General features: G+C 62.0%; 17 protein-coding genes. 8 read left to right on the top strand and 9 right to left on the bottom strand.

Translation table 11 applies throughout. The annotated features are described in order from the left end of the window. Nucleotides 1–12 precede the first annotated feature (12 nt). Complete coding sequence (gene fbp, locus E5K00_RS05415; protein WP_135462235.1) at nucleotides 13–1,035, top strand: class 1 fructose-bisphosphatase; 1,023 nt, start codon at nucleotides 13–15, stop codon at nucleotides 1,033–1,035. A 79-nt stretch (nucleotides 1,036–1,114) separates the two neighbouring features. Here the strand turns inward: fbp and E5K00_RS05410 are convergent, their stop codons facing one another. The 3 genes from E5K00_RS05410 to yihA all read right to left on the bottom strand — a co-directional run bounded on the left by E5K00_RS05410 (nucleotide 1,115) and on the right by yihA (nucleotide 2,984). After that, the gene (locus tag E5K00_RS05410) at nucleotides 1,115–1,765 is read right to left on the bottom strand and encodes a DUF5606 family protein (RefSeq protein WP_135462234.1); all 651 of its coding nucleotides are present in this window, start codon (nucleotides 1,763–1,765) and stop codon (nucleotides 1,115–1,117) included. Nucleotides 1,766–1,797: 32 nt separating this feature from the next. After that, nucleotides 1,798–2,292 (bottom strand): energy transducer TonB, encoded by a 495-nt coding sequence (locus tag E5K00_RS05405; RefSeq protein ID WP_135462233.1) that lies wholly within the window; start codon nucleotides 2,290–2,292, stop codon nucleotides 1,798–1,800. Nucleotides 2,293–2,366: 74 nt separating this feature from the next. Then, nucleotides 2,367–2,984 (bottom strand): ribosome biogenesis GTP-binding protein YihA/YsxC, encoded by a 618-nt coding sequence (gene yihA / locus E5K00_RS05400; RefSeq protein WP_135462232.1) that lies wholly within the window; start codon nucleotides 2,982–2,984, stop codon nucleotides 2,367–2,369. 466 nt (nucleotides 2,985–3,450) lie between these two features. Between yihA and E5K00_RS05395 the strand changes: the two genes are divergently transcribed. The 4 genes from E5K00_RS05395 (at nucleotide 3,451) to E5K00_RS05380 (ending at nucleotide 8,074) form a co-directional block, all read left to right on the top strand. Continuing rightward, nucleotides 3,451–5,688 (top strand): OmpA family protein, encoded by a 2,238-nt coding sequence (locus E5K00_RS05395; protein ID WP_245328212.1) that lies wholly within the window; start codon nucleotides 3,451–3,453, stop codon nucleotides 5,686–5,688. Between the two features lie 128 nt (nucleotides 5,689–5,816). After that, a complete protein-coding gene (ubiE, locus tag E5K00_RS05390) occupies nucleotides 5,817–6,542 on the top strand; it encodes a bifunctional demethylmenaquinone methyltransferase/2-methoxy-6-polyprenyl-1,4-benzoquinol methylase UbiE (protein ID WP_135462231.1) in 726 nt (241 codons plus the stop codon). Further along, nucleotides 6,491–7,294 (top strand): type IX secretion/gliding motility protein PorT/SprT, encoded by an 804-nt coding sequence (porT, locus tag E5K00_RS05385; protein ID WP_135462230.1) that lies wholly within the window; start codon nucleotides 6,491–6,493, stop codon nucleotides 7,292–7,294. Before ubiE ends, porT begins: the two co-directional genes overlap by 52 nt. 30 nt (nucleotides 7,295–7,324) lie before the next feature. Continuing rightward, the gene (locus E5K00_RS05380; RefSeq protein ID WP_135462229.1) at nucleotides 7,325–8,074 is read left to right on the top strand and encodes an SDR family NAD(P)-dependent oxidoreductase; all 750 of its coding nucleotides are present in this window, start codon (nucleotides 7,325–7,327) and stop codon (nucleotides 8,072–8,074) included. Nucleotides 8,075–8,137: 63 nt separating this feature from the next. On the opposite strand, the gene E5K00_RS05375 is transcribed toward E5K00_RS05380, so the two are convergent. After that, nucleotides 8,138–8,797 (bottom strand): alpha/beta hydrolase, encoded by a 660-nt coding sequence (locus tag E5K00_RS05375; RefSeq protein WP_135462228.1) that lies wholly within the window; start codon nucleotides 8,795–8,797, stop codon nucleotides 8,138–8,140. A gap of 129 nt (nucleotides 8,798–8,926) precedes the next feature. Continuing rightward, nucleotides 8,927–9,421, bottom strand: a complete 495-nt coding sequence (locus E5K00_RS05370) for a cytidine deaminase (RefSeq protein ID WP_135462227.1) — start codon at nucleotides 9,419–9,421, stop codon at nucleotides 8,927–8,929. A 247-nt stretch (nucleotides 9,422–9,668) separates the two neighbouring features. On the opposite strand from E5K00_RS05370, the gene E5K00_RS05365 reads away from it, so the two are divergent. From E5K00_RS05365 to E5K00_RS05355, 3 genes are read left to right on the top strand one after another with little or no spacing between them, the layout of a single operon-like run. Continuing rightward, nucleotides 9,669–11,033, top strand: a complete 1,365-nt coding sequence (locus E5K00_RS05365; RefSeq protein WP_135462226.1) for a saccharopine dehydrogenase family protein — start codon at nucleotides 9,669–9,671, stop codon at nucleotides 11,031–11,033. 18 nt (nucleotides 11,034–11,051) lie between these two features. Continuing rightward, entirely contained in the window at nucleotides 11,052–11,996 is a 945-nt protein-coding gene (locus E5K00_RS05360; protein ID WP_135462225.1) for a hypothetical protein, read from the top strand. Continuing rightward, complete coding sequence (locus E5K00_RS05355; protein ID WP_135462224.1) at nucleotides 11,989–12,684, top strand: ATP-binding cassette domain-containing protein; 696 nt, start codon at nucleotides 11,989–11,991, stop codon at nucleotides 12,682–12,684. Before E5K00_RS05360 ends, E5K00_RS05355 begins: the two co-directional genes overlap by 8 nt. A 29-nt stretch (nucleotides 12,685–12,713) precedes the next feature. Here E5K00_RS05355 and E5K00_RS05350 read toward each other — a convergent pair whose 3' ends face one another. Genes E5K00_RS05350 through rnhA form a run of 4 tightly spaced genes read right to left on the bottom strand, consistent with a single transcriptional unit; the run spans nucleotide 12,714 to nucleotide 15,807 of the window. Next, the gene (locus tag E5K00_RS05350; RefSeq protein WP_245328211.1) at nucleotides 12,714–13,436 is read right to left on the bottom strand and encodes a tRNA1(Val) (adenine(37)-N6)-methyltransferase; all 723 of its coding nucleotides are present in this window, start codon (nucleotides 13,434–13,436) and stop codon (nucleotides 12,714–12,716) included. Nucleotides 13,437–13,471: 35 nt separating this feature from the next. After that, a complete protein-coding gene (locus E5K00_RS05345) occupies nucleotides 13,472–14,191 on the bottom strand; it encodes a hypothetical protein (protein WP_135462223.1) in 720 nt (239 codons plus the stop codon). A gap of 48 nt (nucleotides 14,192–14,239) precedes the next feature. Next, nucleotides 14,240–15,343 carry an acyltransferase family protein gene (locus tag E5K00_RS05340; protein WP_135462222.1) on the bottom strand — a complete coding sequence of 368 codons (1,104 nt, stop codon included), beginning with the start codon at nucleotides 15,341–15,343 and terminating at the stop codon, nucleotides 14,240–14,242. Further along, nucleotides 15,343–15,807 (bottom strand): ribonuclease HI, encoded by a 465-nt coding sequence (gene rnhA, locus E5K00_RS05335; RefSeq protein ID WP_135462221.1) that lies wholly within the window; start codon nucleotides 15,805–15,807, stop codon nucleotides 15,343–15,345. Before rnhA ends, E5K00_RS05340 begins: the two co-directional genes overlap by 1 nt. Nucleotides 15,808–15,829 lie beyond the last annotated feature (22 nt).

Below are 15,829 nucleotides of genomic sequence, written 5' to 3'. Positions count from 1 at the left end.
CCCACCCACCCTATGGATCATACCAAACTGGCTCTTCCCGTCGGTACCACCCTCGACCGATTTATCATGCGCAAGCAGGAGGACTTTCCCTACGCCACCGGGGAATTGTCGCAGCTGCTGCGTGATATTGCCTTGGCAGCCAAGATTGTAAACCGGGAAATCAACCGCTCCGGCCTGATTGACATTGCCGGGGCCTACGGCAGCCAGAACGTGCAGGGCGAAGACCAGCAGAAGCTCGATGTGATTGCCAACATCCGCTTTATCCGGGCCCTGCGCAACGGGGGCGAGGTGTGCACGATTATCTCCGAGGAAGACGAGGAAATGATCCAGACCGGCAACAACCAGGGCAAGTACGTGGTGGCCATCGACCCGCTCGACGGCTCGTCCAACATCGATGTGAACGTGAGCATCGGTACCATCTTCAGCATCTACCGCCGCGTGTCGCCCACCGGCGCCGAAGGCACCGAGCAGGACTGCCTGCAAACCGGTACCCACCAGGTGGCCGCCGGCTACGTGATTTACGGCTCCAGCACCATGCTGGTCTACACCACCGGCAACGGCGTAAACGGCTTCACCTACGAGCACTCCCTGGGCGAGTTCTTCCTGTCGCACCCCAACATCAGCACGCCCAAAACCGGTGCCATCTACTCCATCAACGAGGGCAGCTCGGAGTACTTCTCCGAGGGAATGGCCGCTTACGTAGCCTACTGCAAGCAGCAGAGCTTCTCGGCCCGCTACATTGGCTCCCTGGTCGCCGACTTTCACCGCAACCTGCTCAAGGGCGGCATCTATATGTATCCGGCCACCCGCAAAGCGCCCAACGGCAAGCTGCGCCTGATGTACGAGTGCAACGCGCTGGCCTTCATCGTGGAGCAGGCCGGCGGCAAATCCAGCAACGGCCGCACCCGCACCCTGGAAATCGAGCCCAAGAGCCTGCACGAGCGTAGCCCGCTGTTTATCGGCTCCTCGGAGCTGGTCGAAAAGGCCGAGGAGTTCCTGGCCGCCGAGCATTCCGATGCCGTCGTTTCGCTCTAAACCCAAGCAGTCCGCACGAAAAAGCCCGGCCGATAGAACATCGGCCGGGCTTTTTTATGCGGAAATGCCTTGTACTAGGCTACTCCGCCTTCTTTTTGGGCTTCTTCGTCGAGGCCGCCGTAGCCGCCTCGGGGTTGGTGGGCTCCGTCGATTCCTGCTCGGCCGGAATAATACCAGCCGTGCTCAGGGCCTCGTCGGCGGCGGCAGTTTCCTGCTGGGTGCCGGCTTCCGTCGATTCCTTGGTGGCTGCTTTTTTCTTGGCCTTCGGCTTGGCTTCCTCGGCAGGGCTGGCGGTTTCTTCCGCAGCTTCGGCGGCAGGCTGCTCGGCGGCAGTCTCCTGGTACTCCAGGCGGCTGCTTACGGCCTTGTACCACGACACCAGCTTCTTGATGTCCGACATGTACACGCGCTGACGGTCGTAGTCCGGAATGATTTCGCCCATGAACGTGGCCAGGGCCCGGTCGTCCGACTTGTTGGTTACCGTCAGGTCGGTGCCGTACTTCTGGTAGATGCGGTCAAACACTTCCGTCAGCGGAACGGTCTGGTCGTAGTCCTGGGTGTAGATGGAGATTTCCTGCAGCAGCGAAACCTTGTTGCGGGCTGAGGCTACTGAGCGCGTGCCGCGCTCATCAAGCGACTCGACAATGACGCCGGCACGGGTAGGACGCACCAGCCGATACAGACCGGGCATTCCGCTGATGGCGGCAATTTCCTTGAGGTCGTAGGGCATAGAAAAAAGGGTTGGGTAAGAAAAATGCGAAGTTACTCGGTCGGGGCCGGAGCGGCGGCGGCCTGGCCCGGTGCCGGGAGCTTAAACGTGACGGGCAGGCTGGTCAGCACGGCGTAGTCGGGTTTGTTGAATTTCATCAGGCGCACCACGCGCAGCGCTTCCTCGCCGCAGCCGCCGCCAATGTTTTTCACCAGCTTAATGCCCGACATCGTGCCGTCGGTGTTCAGCGTGAAGCTCACGATGCAAACGCCCTGAATCCGGTTGCGGCGGGCCATAATCGGATATTTCAGCTCCTTCTCGATGAAGGCGTACATGGCTTCCTGACCGCCTTCGTAGTATTCGGCTACCGGAATGGACTTGCCGCCGTGGCCGGGCGCGGCCGCCGGGGCGGGGGCCGCGTCAGCGGCCGGGGCCGTCAGCTCCGGGGCGGGGCCGTCGGTCTTGACTTTTACCTTGGTTTTTTGAGCAAAGGCCGTAGTGGTACCGGCGAAAAGGCCAAGGGCCAAAATAAATGGGATTTTTTTCATGGAAAAAACCAGGGAGGAAAGATGAAATACGAGGCGAATTGTTGGCCGGTGAGCGTGGCAATTACAGGGCCAATCTACGCATTCTCCGCTTGCTGGGCTAATTGCCGGTTGATTTCCTCGATAAAGCTCAGCACTTCCTCCCGGCCCGTTTTCTCCTCCGCCGATGTAATAAAATGACGCGGCAGCTCGTCCCAGGTTTGCTGCATCTTTTGCAGATACGCGCTGATATTTTGCTGCGTGCGGGCCGTGGATTGCTTGTCGGCTTTGGTGAAAACCATCACGAACGGAATGCCTTCCGAGCCCAGCATCTCCATGAATTCCAGATCAGGTGCCAGGGGCTCGTGGCGCGAGTCGATGAGCACGAAAACGCAGGCCAGATTTTCCCGGTTGCGCAAATAATAGTTGATCATCTTGCCCCAGGTCGCCCGCGCGTCCTTGCTCACTTTGGCGTAGCCGTAGCCGGGCAAATCGACCAGATACCAGTTCTCGTTAATTAGAAAATGGTTGATTAATTGCGTTTTACCGGGTTGGGAGGAAGTTTTGGCCATTCCCTTCTGCCCGGTCAGCATATTAATTAACGACGACTTTCCCACGTTGGAGCGACCAATAAACGCGTATTCCGGCAGCGTGGGGGCCGGGCATTGGTCGACGCGTGAATTACTCATCACAAATTTTGCTTCCCGGATAATCATAAGCCAAAAACGAGGGTGTGGCCGCAAAGATAACAGATACGGCCGGCAAGGGGCAGTCATAAATTTTTACGGGAATTCCTTGGAGTTTACAAAGCACGCCTATATTTGCGCGGTTTGCATCCTGTTCCAACGTAGCTCGTTACGGTTCCTTTTTACCCCTTGGATTATGTAAAACTTCTTTATAATTGGATACGGCTAAGGTCGTATTATAAAATTTCTATCTTTGCCCGCATCTTGCCTTGTTCCGTAGTGCCAAGCTGGTCATACCGAAGCGTAAGAATATCTTTTTTAGCGCTTCTGGCCAGAAAAATCGGCTGGCAGGCTTAACCCTGGAACAGGTTTTCAGTATAAGAGGCAACTCTTGAAAAATTTGCAGCCGCAACTGGCGGTTCCTTTTTTCTGCAAACCTCCCTGCAACTCCTTATTCTCAAACCCCTCCACAATGGACAACTTAGTCAGAAGGTTATTGAAAGCCTCTTGCACCTTCGCTCTTGCCGCGGCCGTGGCCCAGCCTGCGCTGGCCCAGAGCACCCGCAAGACGCTAAAGACTGCAAACAAGTTCTTTGATCAAGAGAACTACCGGGCATCCATCCCTTTCTACGAGCAGGTGTTGGCCAAGGAGCCGAACAATGCCCTGGCCCTGTTCCGGGCCGGTATTGCGTACATGTCCTTTGACAAGGAAAAGGCCAGCGACTACATCTATAAGGCCCAGCGGCTCAAGCCGAAGGTGTCGAAGGATGTCGAGTACTGGCTGGGCCGCGTCGACCACCTGAACTACAACTTCGACGAGGCTATTCAGCACTTCCAGGCCTACAATACGACGCTGGGCAAGAAGGACACCCGGAAGGCGGCGTTGGCTCAGCTGATTCAGCACAGCAAAAACGCCAAAATTCAGTTCAACAGCCCCAAGGACATCTTCGTCAAGAACCTGGGCCCGACCATCAACACGGCTTTCTCGGAGCACAGCCCCGTGATTTCCAACGATGACAAGCTGCTGCTCTTCACTTCGCGCGGGGAAAACGTAACCGGGGCTTCCGGCTCGACGGCTAACCCCAAGAACAAGAGCGTGGCCGCCGACGGCGAGTACTACGAAGACATCTTCGAAGCCAAGCGCATCGACGACGAGAACTGGGAGAAGCCCCGCTCGCTGAGCGGCGCCCTGAACGGCAAAGGCCACGACGCCTCCATCCAGGTATTCGACAACGATACCAAAATGTTGATGTACCGCCAGGACGAAAACGGCGACATCTTCTACTCGGAGAAAACCGGCGGCGACTGGACCGAACCCAAGAAGCTGAATAACAACATCAACTCGAAGGCTTTCGAGTCGGATGCGTACATCACGCCCGATGGACTGACTATCTACTTCTCGACCAGCAAGTTCTCGGATCAGAACACGCTGGACATCTACTACGCTACCCGCACGGCGGGCGGCGACTGGGGCACCCCTAAGTCGCTGGGCAACGTGATTAACACGCCCTTCGACGACGACAGCCCTTACCTGAGCAAGGATGGCAAGACGCTGTACTTCAGCTCGCGCGGCCACAACACGATGGGTGGCTACGACATTTTCAAGTCGGAGTACGACTCGGTGGGCCGCACCTGGGGCCGCCCCGAGAACATGGGCTACCCCGTGAACACGCCCGATGATGACACGTACTACCGCCTGAGCCCCGATGGCAGCTACGCCTACCTCTCCAGCTACCGCATCGGGGGCTACGGTGAGAAGGACATCTACACCATCAACTACATCAAGAATGCCATCATCCGGGGCAAAGTCTACTCGCAGCGCGACAGCACCGTTATTCCGGGCGTAGAGCTGGTGTTCTCGGGTACCCAGGCTGATAAAACGGCCCTGAGCTACCGCGACGTGACCAAGCCCGAAACCGGCGACTACCAGGTAAGCGTGCTTTCGGGCCGTACCTACCAAGTAGCCGTGTCGAAGGATGGCAAAAACATCGAAACCCAAGAGTTTGCCGTGCCGATTTCGACCAACGACTCCACGGTAATCGAGAAGAACTTCTACGTGCCGTATGTGGACACGACTGGCACGAGTATGTTTGCTTTCAAGAAGATCTACTTCGACACCGACAAGTATAAGCTGCGTCCTGAATCCATCAAGGAACTGAACAACATCAGCGGCATTCTGAAGGCTAACCCCGGCGTCAACATCTCGATTGAGGGTCACTGCGACTCGCGCAACACGGATGAGTACAACATCGTGCTGGGCCAGAACCGCGCCGATGCGGCCTACAACTACCTGAAGAAGAACGGCATTGCTGAAACCCGCCTGACGACCGTAAGCTACGGTGAGCGTAAGCCATTTGCGACTAACGATTCGCCGGAGAACATGCAGCTCAACCGCCGCGTCGAGTTCCGCGTGATTCTGAAGGAAGGCGAGTCGATGCCGAAAATGAACACCGGTACCGGCACGACCGGCACTGGCTCGGGTACGAGCACCGGCACTTCTACCTCGGGCAGCACCCGCACCACGACGCCCTTGGTACCGGGCAAGAGCAAGGTGAAAATGGCCGACGGCACCAAGGTGAAAACCAAAGTGGACGAGGACGACGATAAAGTGAAGGTGAAGGCCAAAGGCCCCGCCGGCGAAGAATCGAAGACCAAAACCAAAAATGGTACGATTGACGCCAAGACCAAAGACGCCAACGGCGAGAAGACCAAAGTGAAGACGGACAACGACTAAGCCGCTTTTCGCACCCAGAAAAACGGGCCGGGCATTTCGCCCGGCCCGTTTTTTTTCAACATAATGCGGCAACTAGCGTTATGTTTGGGCAATTCAGCCCCCAAGTCTTCGTTCTGCGTTACAGAAGTATGTCCGTTGTTCCCTACAAAGATGATGCTGCCGGCAAAAAGTCGCAGGTAGCCCAGATGTTTAACAGCATTGCTGGTAAATACGACTTCCTGAACCATTTTCTGAGCGCCGGCACCGACATCTACTGGCGGCGCAAGGCCGTGAATGAGCTGAAGGAGCTGCGCCCGGCCCGGATTCTGGATATTGCCACCGGCACCGCCGACTTCGCCATTGAGAGCCTGCGCCTGTCGCCGGAAACCAAGGTGACGGGCGTGGATATTTCGGAAGGCATGCTGGACGTAGGGCGGCGGAAGCTGACCGAGAAGGGCCTGGCCAACCGGATTCAGCTGGAGCTGGGCGACTCGGAAAACCTGCCGTTTCCCGACAATCACTTTGACGCGGTGACGGCCTCTTTTGGGGTGCGCAACTTCGAGAACCTGCAAAAAGGCCTGGCCGAGATGCAGCGGGTGCTGCGCCCGGGCGGCAAAGTCGTGATTCTGGAGTTTTCCAAACCCACGGCTTTCCCGATGAAGCAGGCGTATAACTTCTATTTCCGGCACATTCTGCCGGTATTTGGCAAACTGATTTCCAAGGACCGCGCGGCCTACACCTACCTCCCCGAGTCGGTGCAGGCGTTTCCGGACGGCCAGAACTTTCTGGCAATTCTGACGCAGGTTGGCTTTAAAAACCCCACATGGCAACCCCTCACCTTCGGTATAAGCTCCATTTACACGGCGCAAAAGTAGCCGCCCTGGCCGCGGCCGTCCTGCTGGCCGGAGTGGCACCGCACACGGCCCAGGCCCAGAAGAAAAGCCAGAGCAGCGCCAGTCGGGGCGGGCGGGGACAGGTGAAGTCCATTACCGTGAACAACCTGCCGGGCTACGACGACAAGTGGTTTCACCCCGGCTTTTACATCGCGCCCAACTTCTCGCGCTACAAGATTGAGCAGTCGGCGGCCTACGTGCAGGCTATTCAGAGCGGCACGGCTATATCGGCTAACTCCATTATTAGTCCGGGTTTGTCGGTCGGCTTTATCGGCGACGTGCGGCTGGCGGATTATTTCACCCTGCGCTTTACGCCCGGGGTGAGCTTTCTGACGCGTCAGGTGGAGTTCAAGTCGTTTGGCTACCAGCCCGCCGACTCCATCGTGACCCAGGAAGTGGGCGGCACCCAGATTGATTTGCCCTTGCTGCTCAAGTTTCATTCGGAGCGGCGGCGCAACATGCGGGTGTACGTGGTGGGTGGGGTGAAATCCAGCATCAGCGTGGGCAGCCGCAAGAAAGATCCGCTGCGCAACCAGCTCGAAGCCACGGCCAACGACTTTGCCATCGAGTATGGCATCGGGCTGGATTTGTTTTATCCGCTGTTCAAGTTTGCCCCCGAGCTGCGCTTTTCCAACGGGTTGAGCAACCTGTTGCAGCCCAACAAAAGCGTGTACAGCTCCAGCCTGCAAAGCCTGAAAAGCAACACGGTGACGCTGTACCTGAACTTTGAATAGTCGGCGCAGGCCGACGTACTTTCCTGCTTTATGACTCGTACCGCCTTTGTTACCGGGGCTTCCTCCGGTATTGGCCGGGCCACGGCCGTTGCGCTGGCCCAGGTCGGCTTTCAGCTCGTGCTGACCGGCCGCCGCCGGGAGCGGCTGGAAGAGCTGGCCCAGCAGCTGGCCCCGACGCCCACCCACCTGCTCACCTTCGACGTGCGCGACCGGGCCGCCGTGGATGCCGCCGTGGCTTCGTTGCCGGCCGCCTTTCAGCAAATCGACGTGCTGGTGAATAACGCCGGCGGAGCCCACGGGCTGGCCCCGATTCAGGAGGGCAACCCCGACGATTGGGACACAATGCTGGACAGCAACGTGAAGGGCCTGCTGAACGTGAGCCAGGCGCTGCTGCCGGGCATGACGCAGCGCCGGCAGGGGCATATTATTAACATCGGCTCCATTGCCGGGCACGAGGTGTACGCCAACGGCAACGTGTACTGCGCTTCGAAAGCGGCCGTGGCGGCCCTGTCCAAAGCCATGCGCATCGACCTGCTGCCGCTGAATATCCGGGTGGCGGAGGTAAACCCGGGCGCGGTGGAAACGGAGTTTTCGCAGGTGCGCTTCAAGGGCGACACCGAGCGGGCCGCTAAAGTGTACCAGGGCTACGACCCACTAAAGCCGGAAGATATTGCCGACGTCATTCAGTTTATGGTGACGCGTCCGGCCAACGTGCACATTGCCGAAGTAACCATTTTTGCCGGTGCCCAAGGCGCGGCCACGCTCATCAACCGCACGTAGTCATTGGCGTTGTGTTGACATAAGAAAAGCCTTTCCAGCATTGGAGAGGCTTTTTTATGCGGTTCAGGCTTGGTGTAAGCGTTGCAGGACGCCTGCGTTTAGCTCGTGCTTGCCGCTGAACCGGATTACCTCGGGCTCGACGCCCAGCTGCCGGAGAAACTCCTGTTGCTTGCGTAGGTCCTCTGCGTTGATATACTCGTCCTGGTCGCCGCACACCAGCGTGATGGGCAACTGCCGCAGCAGGCGGGTGGCCACGCTGAAATCCACGTCAGCAGGGAAGGCCCCGGCCCACAGGATAAGCCGGGCGGGGCGAAACGTGGCGCGGGCCAGCCAGCGGCTGACGGTGGCCGCGCCCTGCGAAAAGCCCAGCACCGTCACGCGCACCTCGGGTGGGCACTGGGCCAGCACGGCGTGGCTGAGCTGGTTGAGGTAGGCAATGTAGTCCTCAATTTCGGCCAGCCGGTCTTCCCGCGTCATCCAGGTAGCCCCGACGCGGCCCCCGGTGCCGTGCAGGTAGAAGCGCGACAGGCCCTCCGGGGCAATGACTACGGTTGTCGGGTCGGCCTCGGGGAGCAGGTGAAAATGGCGAATAAAGTACGCCGCCAACTGGCCGTAGCCGTGGCACACAAACCACACCTGGCGCGTGGCCGCGCTCAGCTCACCGGCCTGAAAGTAGCGGGCCGAGCGAGTAACCGTCAGCTGCCGTTCGTGCGAAGTAGCCATAGGAGGCGAGGTGGTGAGATGGTGAAATGGTGAAATGGTGGGTTTGTCGTGCAAACTGCGCAAAATGCGCCACGAGAACATCAAACTCACCATCTCACCATTTCACCATCTCACTATTTCACCATCTCACTATTTCACCGTCGGCAGGTCGCTGGCCGAGAACTGGAAGGGCAACAGGTCGGCCAGGGAGCGGAAGCGGTAAATGGTGTCGTTGGGGCCGGGCAGCAGCAGCGGAATCGGGGTGCCCTGGCGGTTTTCGTACTCGGTCATCACCTGGCGGCAGGCCCCACACGACGTCACGGCCACGAAGTCGCCGGTGGCGGGGCGGGCGGCCACGGCCATGCACAGGATGCGGCGCTCGGGCCGGGAGGAAGCCAGGCCAAACAAGGCCGTCCGCTCGGCGCACAGGCCCGACGGGTAGGCCGCGTTTTCCTGGTTGGTGCCTTTATGAATGGTGCCGTCGTCGAGCAGCAGGGCCGTGCCCACGTGGAAGTGGGAGTAGGGGGCGTACGCCTGGTCGGTGGCGGCGCGGGCCTGCTGCCAGGTGGTGGCTTCGGCGGGGGTGAGTTCGGCTTCGGAGGCCAGCACCTCGACGGTGATGGTCAGATGGAGCGGGTGGGCCATCGGGGAATAAAAAACAAAGTGCGGGTACCGAATGGCGGCCCCGTTCCGGTAAGGGGCGGTGAATGTACTACAATTATCATTGATCATTTAACATTTATCATTTGATCGTTGAGCTTGGGACGAAGGTGGCAAATCAGGTTTCGCGCCGGGACAAGCTTTTTTTACCGATTATTGGCCCCGATTCCCACCCCGTGCCGGGGCCGCCACCCCACTACCGGCCCCGGCATGCCACTTGACCTCCTTTCCAATGTCCCGCATTCTGCTCCTGGGAGCCGGCCGCTCGGCTTCCTCCCTGCTTCAGTACCTGCTGCTCCACGCGCCCACCGAAGGCTGGCAGCTCACCGTGGCCGACGTCAACCCGGCCCACCTGGTGCCCGTGCTGGCCGCCCACGCGGCCTACGCCCGGGCCGTGCCCTTCGACATTCAGCAGGAAACCCAGCTGCCGGAACTGGTGCAACAGGCCGATATCGTCATTTCGATGCTGCCGGCCCTGTTTCATCTGCCCGTGGCCAAAGCCTGCGTGGCATATGGCCGGCACCTGGTAACGGCCAGCTACGTGTCGGAGGAAATCCGGGGGCTGGACGCGGCGGCCCGGGCGGCCGGCATTCTGATCCTGATGGAGTGCGGCCTCGACCCCGGCCTCGACCATATGTCGGCCATGCGGGCCCTGCACGACATTCGGGCCCGGGGCGGGAAGCTGACGGCCTTCCGCTCGTACTGCGGCGGGCTACTGGCCCCCGATTCGGAAGGGGATAATCCGTGGAAGTATAAGTTTACCTGGAACCCCCGCAACGTGGTGCTGGCCGGCCAAAGCACCGCCAAATACCTCGAAAACGGCCATTTACGCTTTATTCCCTACCAGCAGCTGTTTGCCCGCACCACGCCCGTGGCCGTGGCCGGCTACGGCGAGTTTGACGGCTATGCCAACCGCGACTCGCTCAGCTACCGCACGCCCTACGGCCTCGACGACATTCCGACCATGCTGCGCGGCACCCTGCGCCGGGCGGGCTACTGCGCGGCCTGGCAGGCCTTCGTGCGCCTGGGCCTCACCGACGACTCGGTGCACCTGAGCAACCCCGCCGACATGACCTGGGCAGCCCTGATGGAGTCGTTCTTGCCCGCCGCCCACGGCGCAGGGAGCTTGGCTGAACGCACGGCCGCCTACCTGGGCCTCGACCCGCAAGGACCCGAAATGCAGCGCCTGACGTGGCTGGAAGTCTTCACGAAGCGGCCCGTGGGTTTGGCCGACGCCACCCCGGCCCAACTGCTGGAACGGCTGCTCACCGACAAATGGCAGCTGCAGCCCACCGACCACGACATGATAGTGATGCACCACACCCTGGACTACGAGCTGGACGGGGCGCCACACCGCTGGGAGTCGTCGTTGGTGGTGCTCGGCGACGATGCTACGCACACGGCCATGGCCAAAACTGTGGGGCTACCGGTGGCTATGGCCGTGCGGCGGCTGGCGGCCGGGCAGCTCGGGCAGCGCGGCGTCGTCATCCCGACCGAGGCCAGCCTCTACGAGCCCATCCTGGAGGAGCTGGCCGCCGACTACGGAATCCGGTTCGAAGAACACGAAATCAGCCTGGCTGCCGTTGAGTCGCGGTAAACTATCGACTTGACGCGCATGAAAGCTTACCTGCGGCTGCGGCTGCGCATTCTGGGGCGGCAGCTGGCCGAACTGGGGTGGCTGCGGCTGCTCTTGCTGGGCGGCGTGCTGGTGCTCACCCTGGGCAAGGTGCTCGAGCTGCTGCTGGCCCGGCCGGCGCTGCAGTGGGCCGCGCCGCCGCTGGCGCTGCTGGCTACGTGGCCGGGGCACCGGCGGCGCACCGACACCGGCTTTCTGCAGATTGCCTCGCCCGCTTACCGGCAGTGGCTGCTGGCCGAGTACGTGCTGTGGCTGTGGCCGGTGTGGGGCCTGCTGCTGGGATTGGGCTATTGGGCCGCCGCCCTGGCCACGGTGGTGGCGGTGCTGCCCGTTCCGTTTTTGCCCGTGGCGCGAAGCACCGGCCGCCGCTGGCCGCGCCGCAGCCTGTTGCGCAGTGAGGTCTTCGAGTGGGTAAGCGGCTTCCGGCAGCTGGGCGGCTGGGCATGCTGGCTGGCGGGGCTGGCGGTGGCGGGGTGGCAGCATGCTTCCACCGTGGTGCCCGCCGTGGTGCTGGGCGGCTGGAGCCTGCTGGTCACGTTTTGCTACACCACCCCCGAACCTACAGACATGGTCACTATCTATGGGCGGGGCGCTACGGCTTTCTGGTGGCGCAAGCTGGCTTTGGCCGCCGTATTCTACCTGCTGACGGCCGCCCCGTTTTTCGTGCTGCTGGGCCTGAGCCCCGCCGCCTGGCCGGGCGCCACCGCGTTGCTGGCGTGGGGGCTGCTGACGGTGAGCATGAGCGTGATGGCCAAGTACTCGTTTTACCCCCAGCCCACGCTGGTGCGCCTCACCCAGGGCGGCATCGTGGCCGTGGCCCTGCTGCCCCTGCTGAACGCCCAGTACGCCCCGATACTGGTGGCCGTCTTCGGGGGGCTGATCTGGAAAAGTCGCCAACGCTTACACCTCTACTGGCATGCTTAGCATTCGAAATCTGGGCAAGAGCTACGGTAGCCAGCCCGTGCTGCGCCACGTTGATCTGGATCTGCGGCCGGGCACGATTCACGGCCTGGTGGGGGCCAACGGGGCGGGCAAAACCACCCTGCTGCACTGCCTCTACGGCCTGCTGACCGACTACACCGGGCAGATTCGGGAAACCACGGGCCTGGCTATCCGGGAGCATACCGGCGTGCTGCCCTACGAGCCGTATTTCTACCCCCGGCTCACGGGCCGCGAGTACCTGGAGTTCAGCCTGCAGGCCCGCCGCCGGCCCCTGATCGACTTTTCGGCCTGGAACACGCTGCTGGAGCTGCCCCTCGACCACTACGCGGAAGAGTACTCGGCGGGCATGAAGAAAAAGCTGGCTTTGCTGGGGCTGCTGGTGCAGGATTTCCGCTACCTGATTCTGGACGAGCCCTTCAACGGCCTGGATATGGGCACCAACCTGCTGCTCAAGGAAATCCTGCTGCGGCTGCGGGCCCAGGGGCGGGGCATCCTGCTCACCTCGCACCTGCTGGGCACCCTCACCGAAACCTGCGACGAAATCACGCTGCTGGCCGGCGGCACCGTGCAGCGCCACTACTCCGCCGCCCAGTTTCCCGACCTCACCGCCGATTTGCTCGACGTTCATTACCAGGACAAGCTGGCCCAGGTGGCCCGCCTGCTCCCGTAAAACGGGTGTTCAGGGCCATCTGAGCCAGCTCAGAAAGCCAGGTAAAAGCCGCGCAGCAGCTGCCGGAACTCGGGCGAGTAGTCATCAGTGCCGGCGGGGTGAATGGGCAGCGCGCGGGTGTCGGCGGCTTCGGCGCGGCGGCTGAAGCGGGTGATGTGCCGCAGGGCCTTGCTGCCGGGCCGGTGGTGCAGCACCAGGCGCGCGGCCGGGTAGAGGCCGGCGTGGGCGGCCTCGCGCTCAAACTGCTGCATTTCCGGCGGGGGCAACAGAATAGTCAAGGCGCCGGCGGGCGTCAGGAAGTCGGCGGCAAAGCGGGCCAGCTCCCCAAACGAGAGGGTATCGGGAGCGGTGTGCCGGGCGGTGGTGCGGGCCGCGTCGGGCGAGCGGAGCGCGCGGCGGAAAAACGGCGGATTGCTCAAGATATGGTCGAACGGGGCGGGGGAGGTGGCGGCAAACTGCGCCAGGCTCAGCGGGTGCACCCGCACCCGGTCGGCCCAGGGGCTCCGGGCCACGTTGTGGCTGGCCTGGCGGGCGGCATCGGGGGCAATTTCCACCGCCTCGACGGTAGCCGTGGCGTTGCGCTGGGCGGCAAACAGCGCCAGCAGGCCCGTGCCCGTGCCCACGTCCAGGATGCGGGTGGCGGTAGTCAGCTCGGCGGCGGCCCCCAGCACGCAGGCATCGGTGCACACCTTCATGGCGCACTGGTCCTGCTCGATGGTAAAGTGCTTGAAACGGAAATAGGTATTGGCCACGGAGTTGGCAGACAGGGAAAACGGATTAAAAGAGCTTAGCGCTGGGCCGAGGCCTGCCGGTTCCAGTCGCGCAGCAGGCGCTGCAAGTCGGCGTATTCTTCCTCGTAGGCCCCTTCCAGCGGAAACTTGGTTGGGAACTGCCGGAAGTACACGGCGGCCTGCACGTCGCCGCTGAGGGCGCTGAGCAGCAGGCGGTTGGCCAACTCGATGCGCTTGTCGGCCTTCAGCGCCGTGGCCGACTCATACTCCTGCCTGACCCGGGCTATTTCCTCGGGCGTGTAGGGGCGCATGTCCTTGTTGAGCACGGACTCGTGCTGCACCTGGCCTTTCCGCACGTAGAACCGGTCGAGGCGGAAGCGCACGAACTCGTAGGTGAAGTTCTTGCCGGCCGGCAGGTTTTTCAACGATTCCACCGTCAGCGTGTCGTTGCGGAACACCAGGCGGCACCGCTCGCGCACGTCCCAGTACTTCAGGATTTTGCGGGGCTGGCAGGTCGACACGGCAAACTCGGAGTAAAACTCCTGGCGCTTGCGCGTTTCCTTGTAGCCGCACACCGACAGCACCGGCCCATTGGCAAAGGCAAACAGCGTATCGGGCGCCGCCGACGCCATGGGCACCTCGCTGGGGCAGCCGCACTGCACCGCCGCCCGGATGGGCACGCTCTGGGCCCGGGCCGGCGTCGAGCTTTCCATCTGTTGCTGGCAGGCCGAGACACCCAGCACGGCGAAGAGGGCGGAGGTAAGCAGAGGCTTCATAGTACTTCGGTTGTACGCTAAGCCGGCCCGCAATGGCCGGCGGAATATTTAGAAAGGAACCGCCGACGGGGCCTGCGGACCGGGTGCCAGGCGGCGCAGCAGCAGGCCGTGCAGGGGCTTTTCGACCAGGTAATACAGCAGGATGGCCGCCGCCAGGGTCAGCACGAACACCAGCGCAACCTGTACTGCGGCCGGGCCCCCGGCGGGCAGCCACCGCACCAGCCAATCGTGCCACAGGCCCATGTGCAGCAGGTAGAAACAGTAGGAGGCCCTGCCCGCCACCTGTAGCGGGGTGCTGCTCAGCAGGCCTTGCAGCGCGGTGATTTCCGTGGCCAGGCCGTAGAGTAGCAGGCCGGTAGCGGCGGGCAGCAGCAGATGGTTGACGGCCACGCCCGGGGCCGTATCGATGCTGACGTTGCCGGTGTGCAGCTGAATGGCCGTCAGCGCGGCTACCAACACTATCAGCCCGATGCTGCCCAGCCACGTGGCCCGCCGGCCCACCCGCGACGGGGGCAGCAAGGCAAAGGCCGCGCCCAGCAGAAACTCGGTGCTGCGCCCGAAGAGGGTAGCTACCAGCATGAAATGGGCGTTGGCGAAGGTAAAGTTCGGGGTGGCGTACAGCCAGCCGCCCAGCCCCAGCAGCGCCAGTATCACGCCCGGCCAGACCCCCGGCGAAAAGCGCCGCCCCAGCCAGAACAGCAGCGGCGCCAGCAGGTAAAAGCACTCCTCCACCGTCAACGACCAGGTTTGGGCCACGCCGGTGAAGGCCCAGTCGGCCGCGAAGCCCTTGAGCAGCGTGATGTTGACCAGGTAGAGCTGGAGCCCGTTGTCGGCCAGAAACAGCCTTGTACCCACAAAAGTGAGCGTCGTGACCAGGAAAAACACCGGGTAGATGCGCGCCCAGCGCCGCAGCGCGTAGCCGGCCAGTTCCCGGCCCCCGAACTGTACCCGGTAGTAGCGCCGGCAAATCAGGAAGCCGCTGAGCGTGAAGAACAGGGATACGCCCAGGTGTCCTTCGCGGCACACCGCGTGCAGCACTCGTTGCAGCGCCGGGCCGCCCGCCGCTACGGGCGGGAAGTGAAAGAAAAAGACGCAGAAGGCCGCCACTGCCCGCAGCCCCGTCAGGGCGGGGAAGTAGGAGGCCGGCTTCATTACGGCAGCTGGGCGGCGGCTTCGTAGCCCGCGTCGATGAGCAGGGGGCCGTGCACGGCGCTGCGCACGGCCAAGGCGTCGCACCGCTCGTTTTCGGGGTGGCCGTTGTGGCCCCGCACCCAGCGGAACTGCACCTTGCGCTGCTTGTAGATCTTCAGAAAGCGCCGCCACAGGTCCTCGTTGGCCTTTTTGCCAAAATCAGCCTTGGCGGCCCAGCCAAACACCCACTTTTTCTCCACGGCATCTACCACGTACTTCGAGTCGGTGGTGACGGTAATCGGGATTTCGGGGCGCGTCACGGCCTCCAGGCCCACGATGACGGCCAGCAGCTCCATGCGGTTGTTGGTGGTGAGGCGGAAGCCCTGGGTAATTTCCTTTTCGTGGGGCCCGTAGCGCAGAATGGTTCCGTAGCCGCCCGGCCCGGGGTTCCCGCGCGACGAGCCGTCGGTGAAGAGTTGAATCATGTTGGGTAATGTGCTAATGTGG

The organism is Hymenobacter aquaticus, assembly GCF_004765605.1.
In the GTDB taxonomy this organism is placed as follows: Bacteria; Bacteroidota; Bacteroidia; order Cytophagales; family Hymenobacteraceae; genus Hymenobacter; species Hymenobacter aquaticus.
This window is presented reverse-complemented; position numbering and strand designations above follow the sequence as displayed.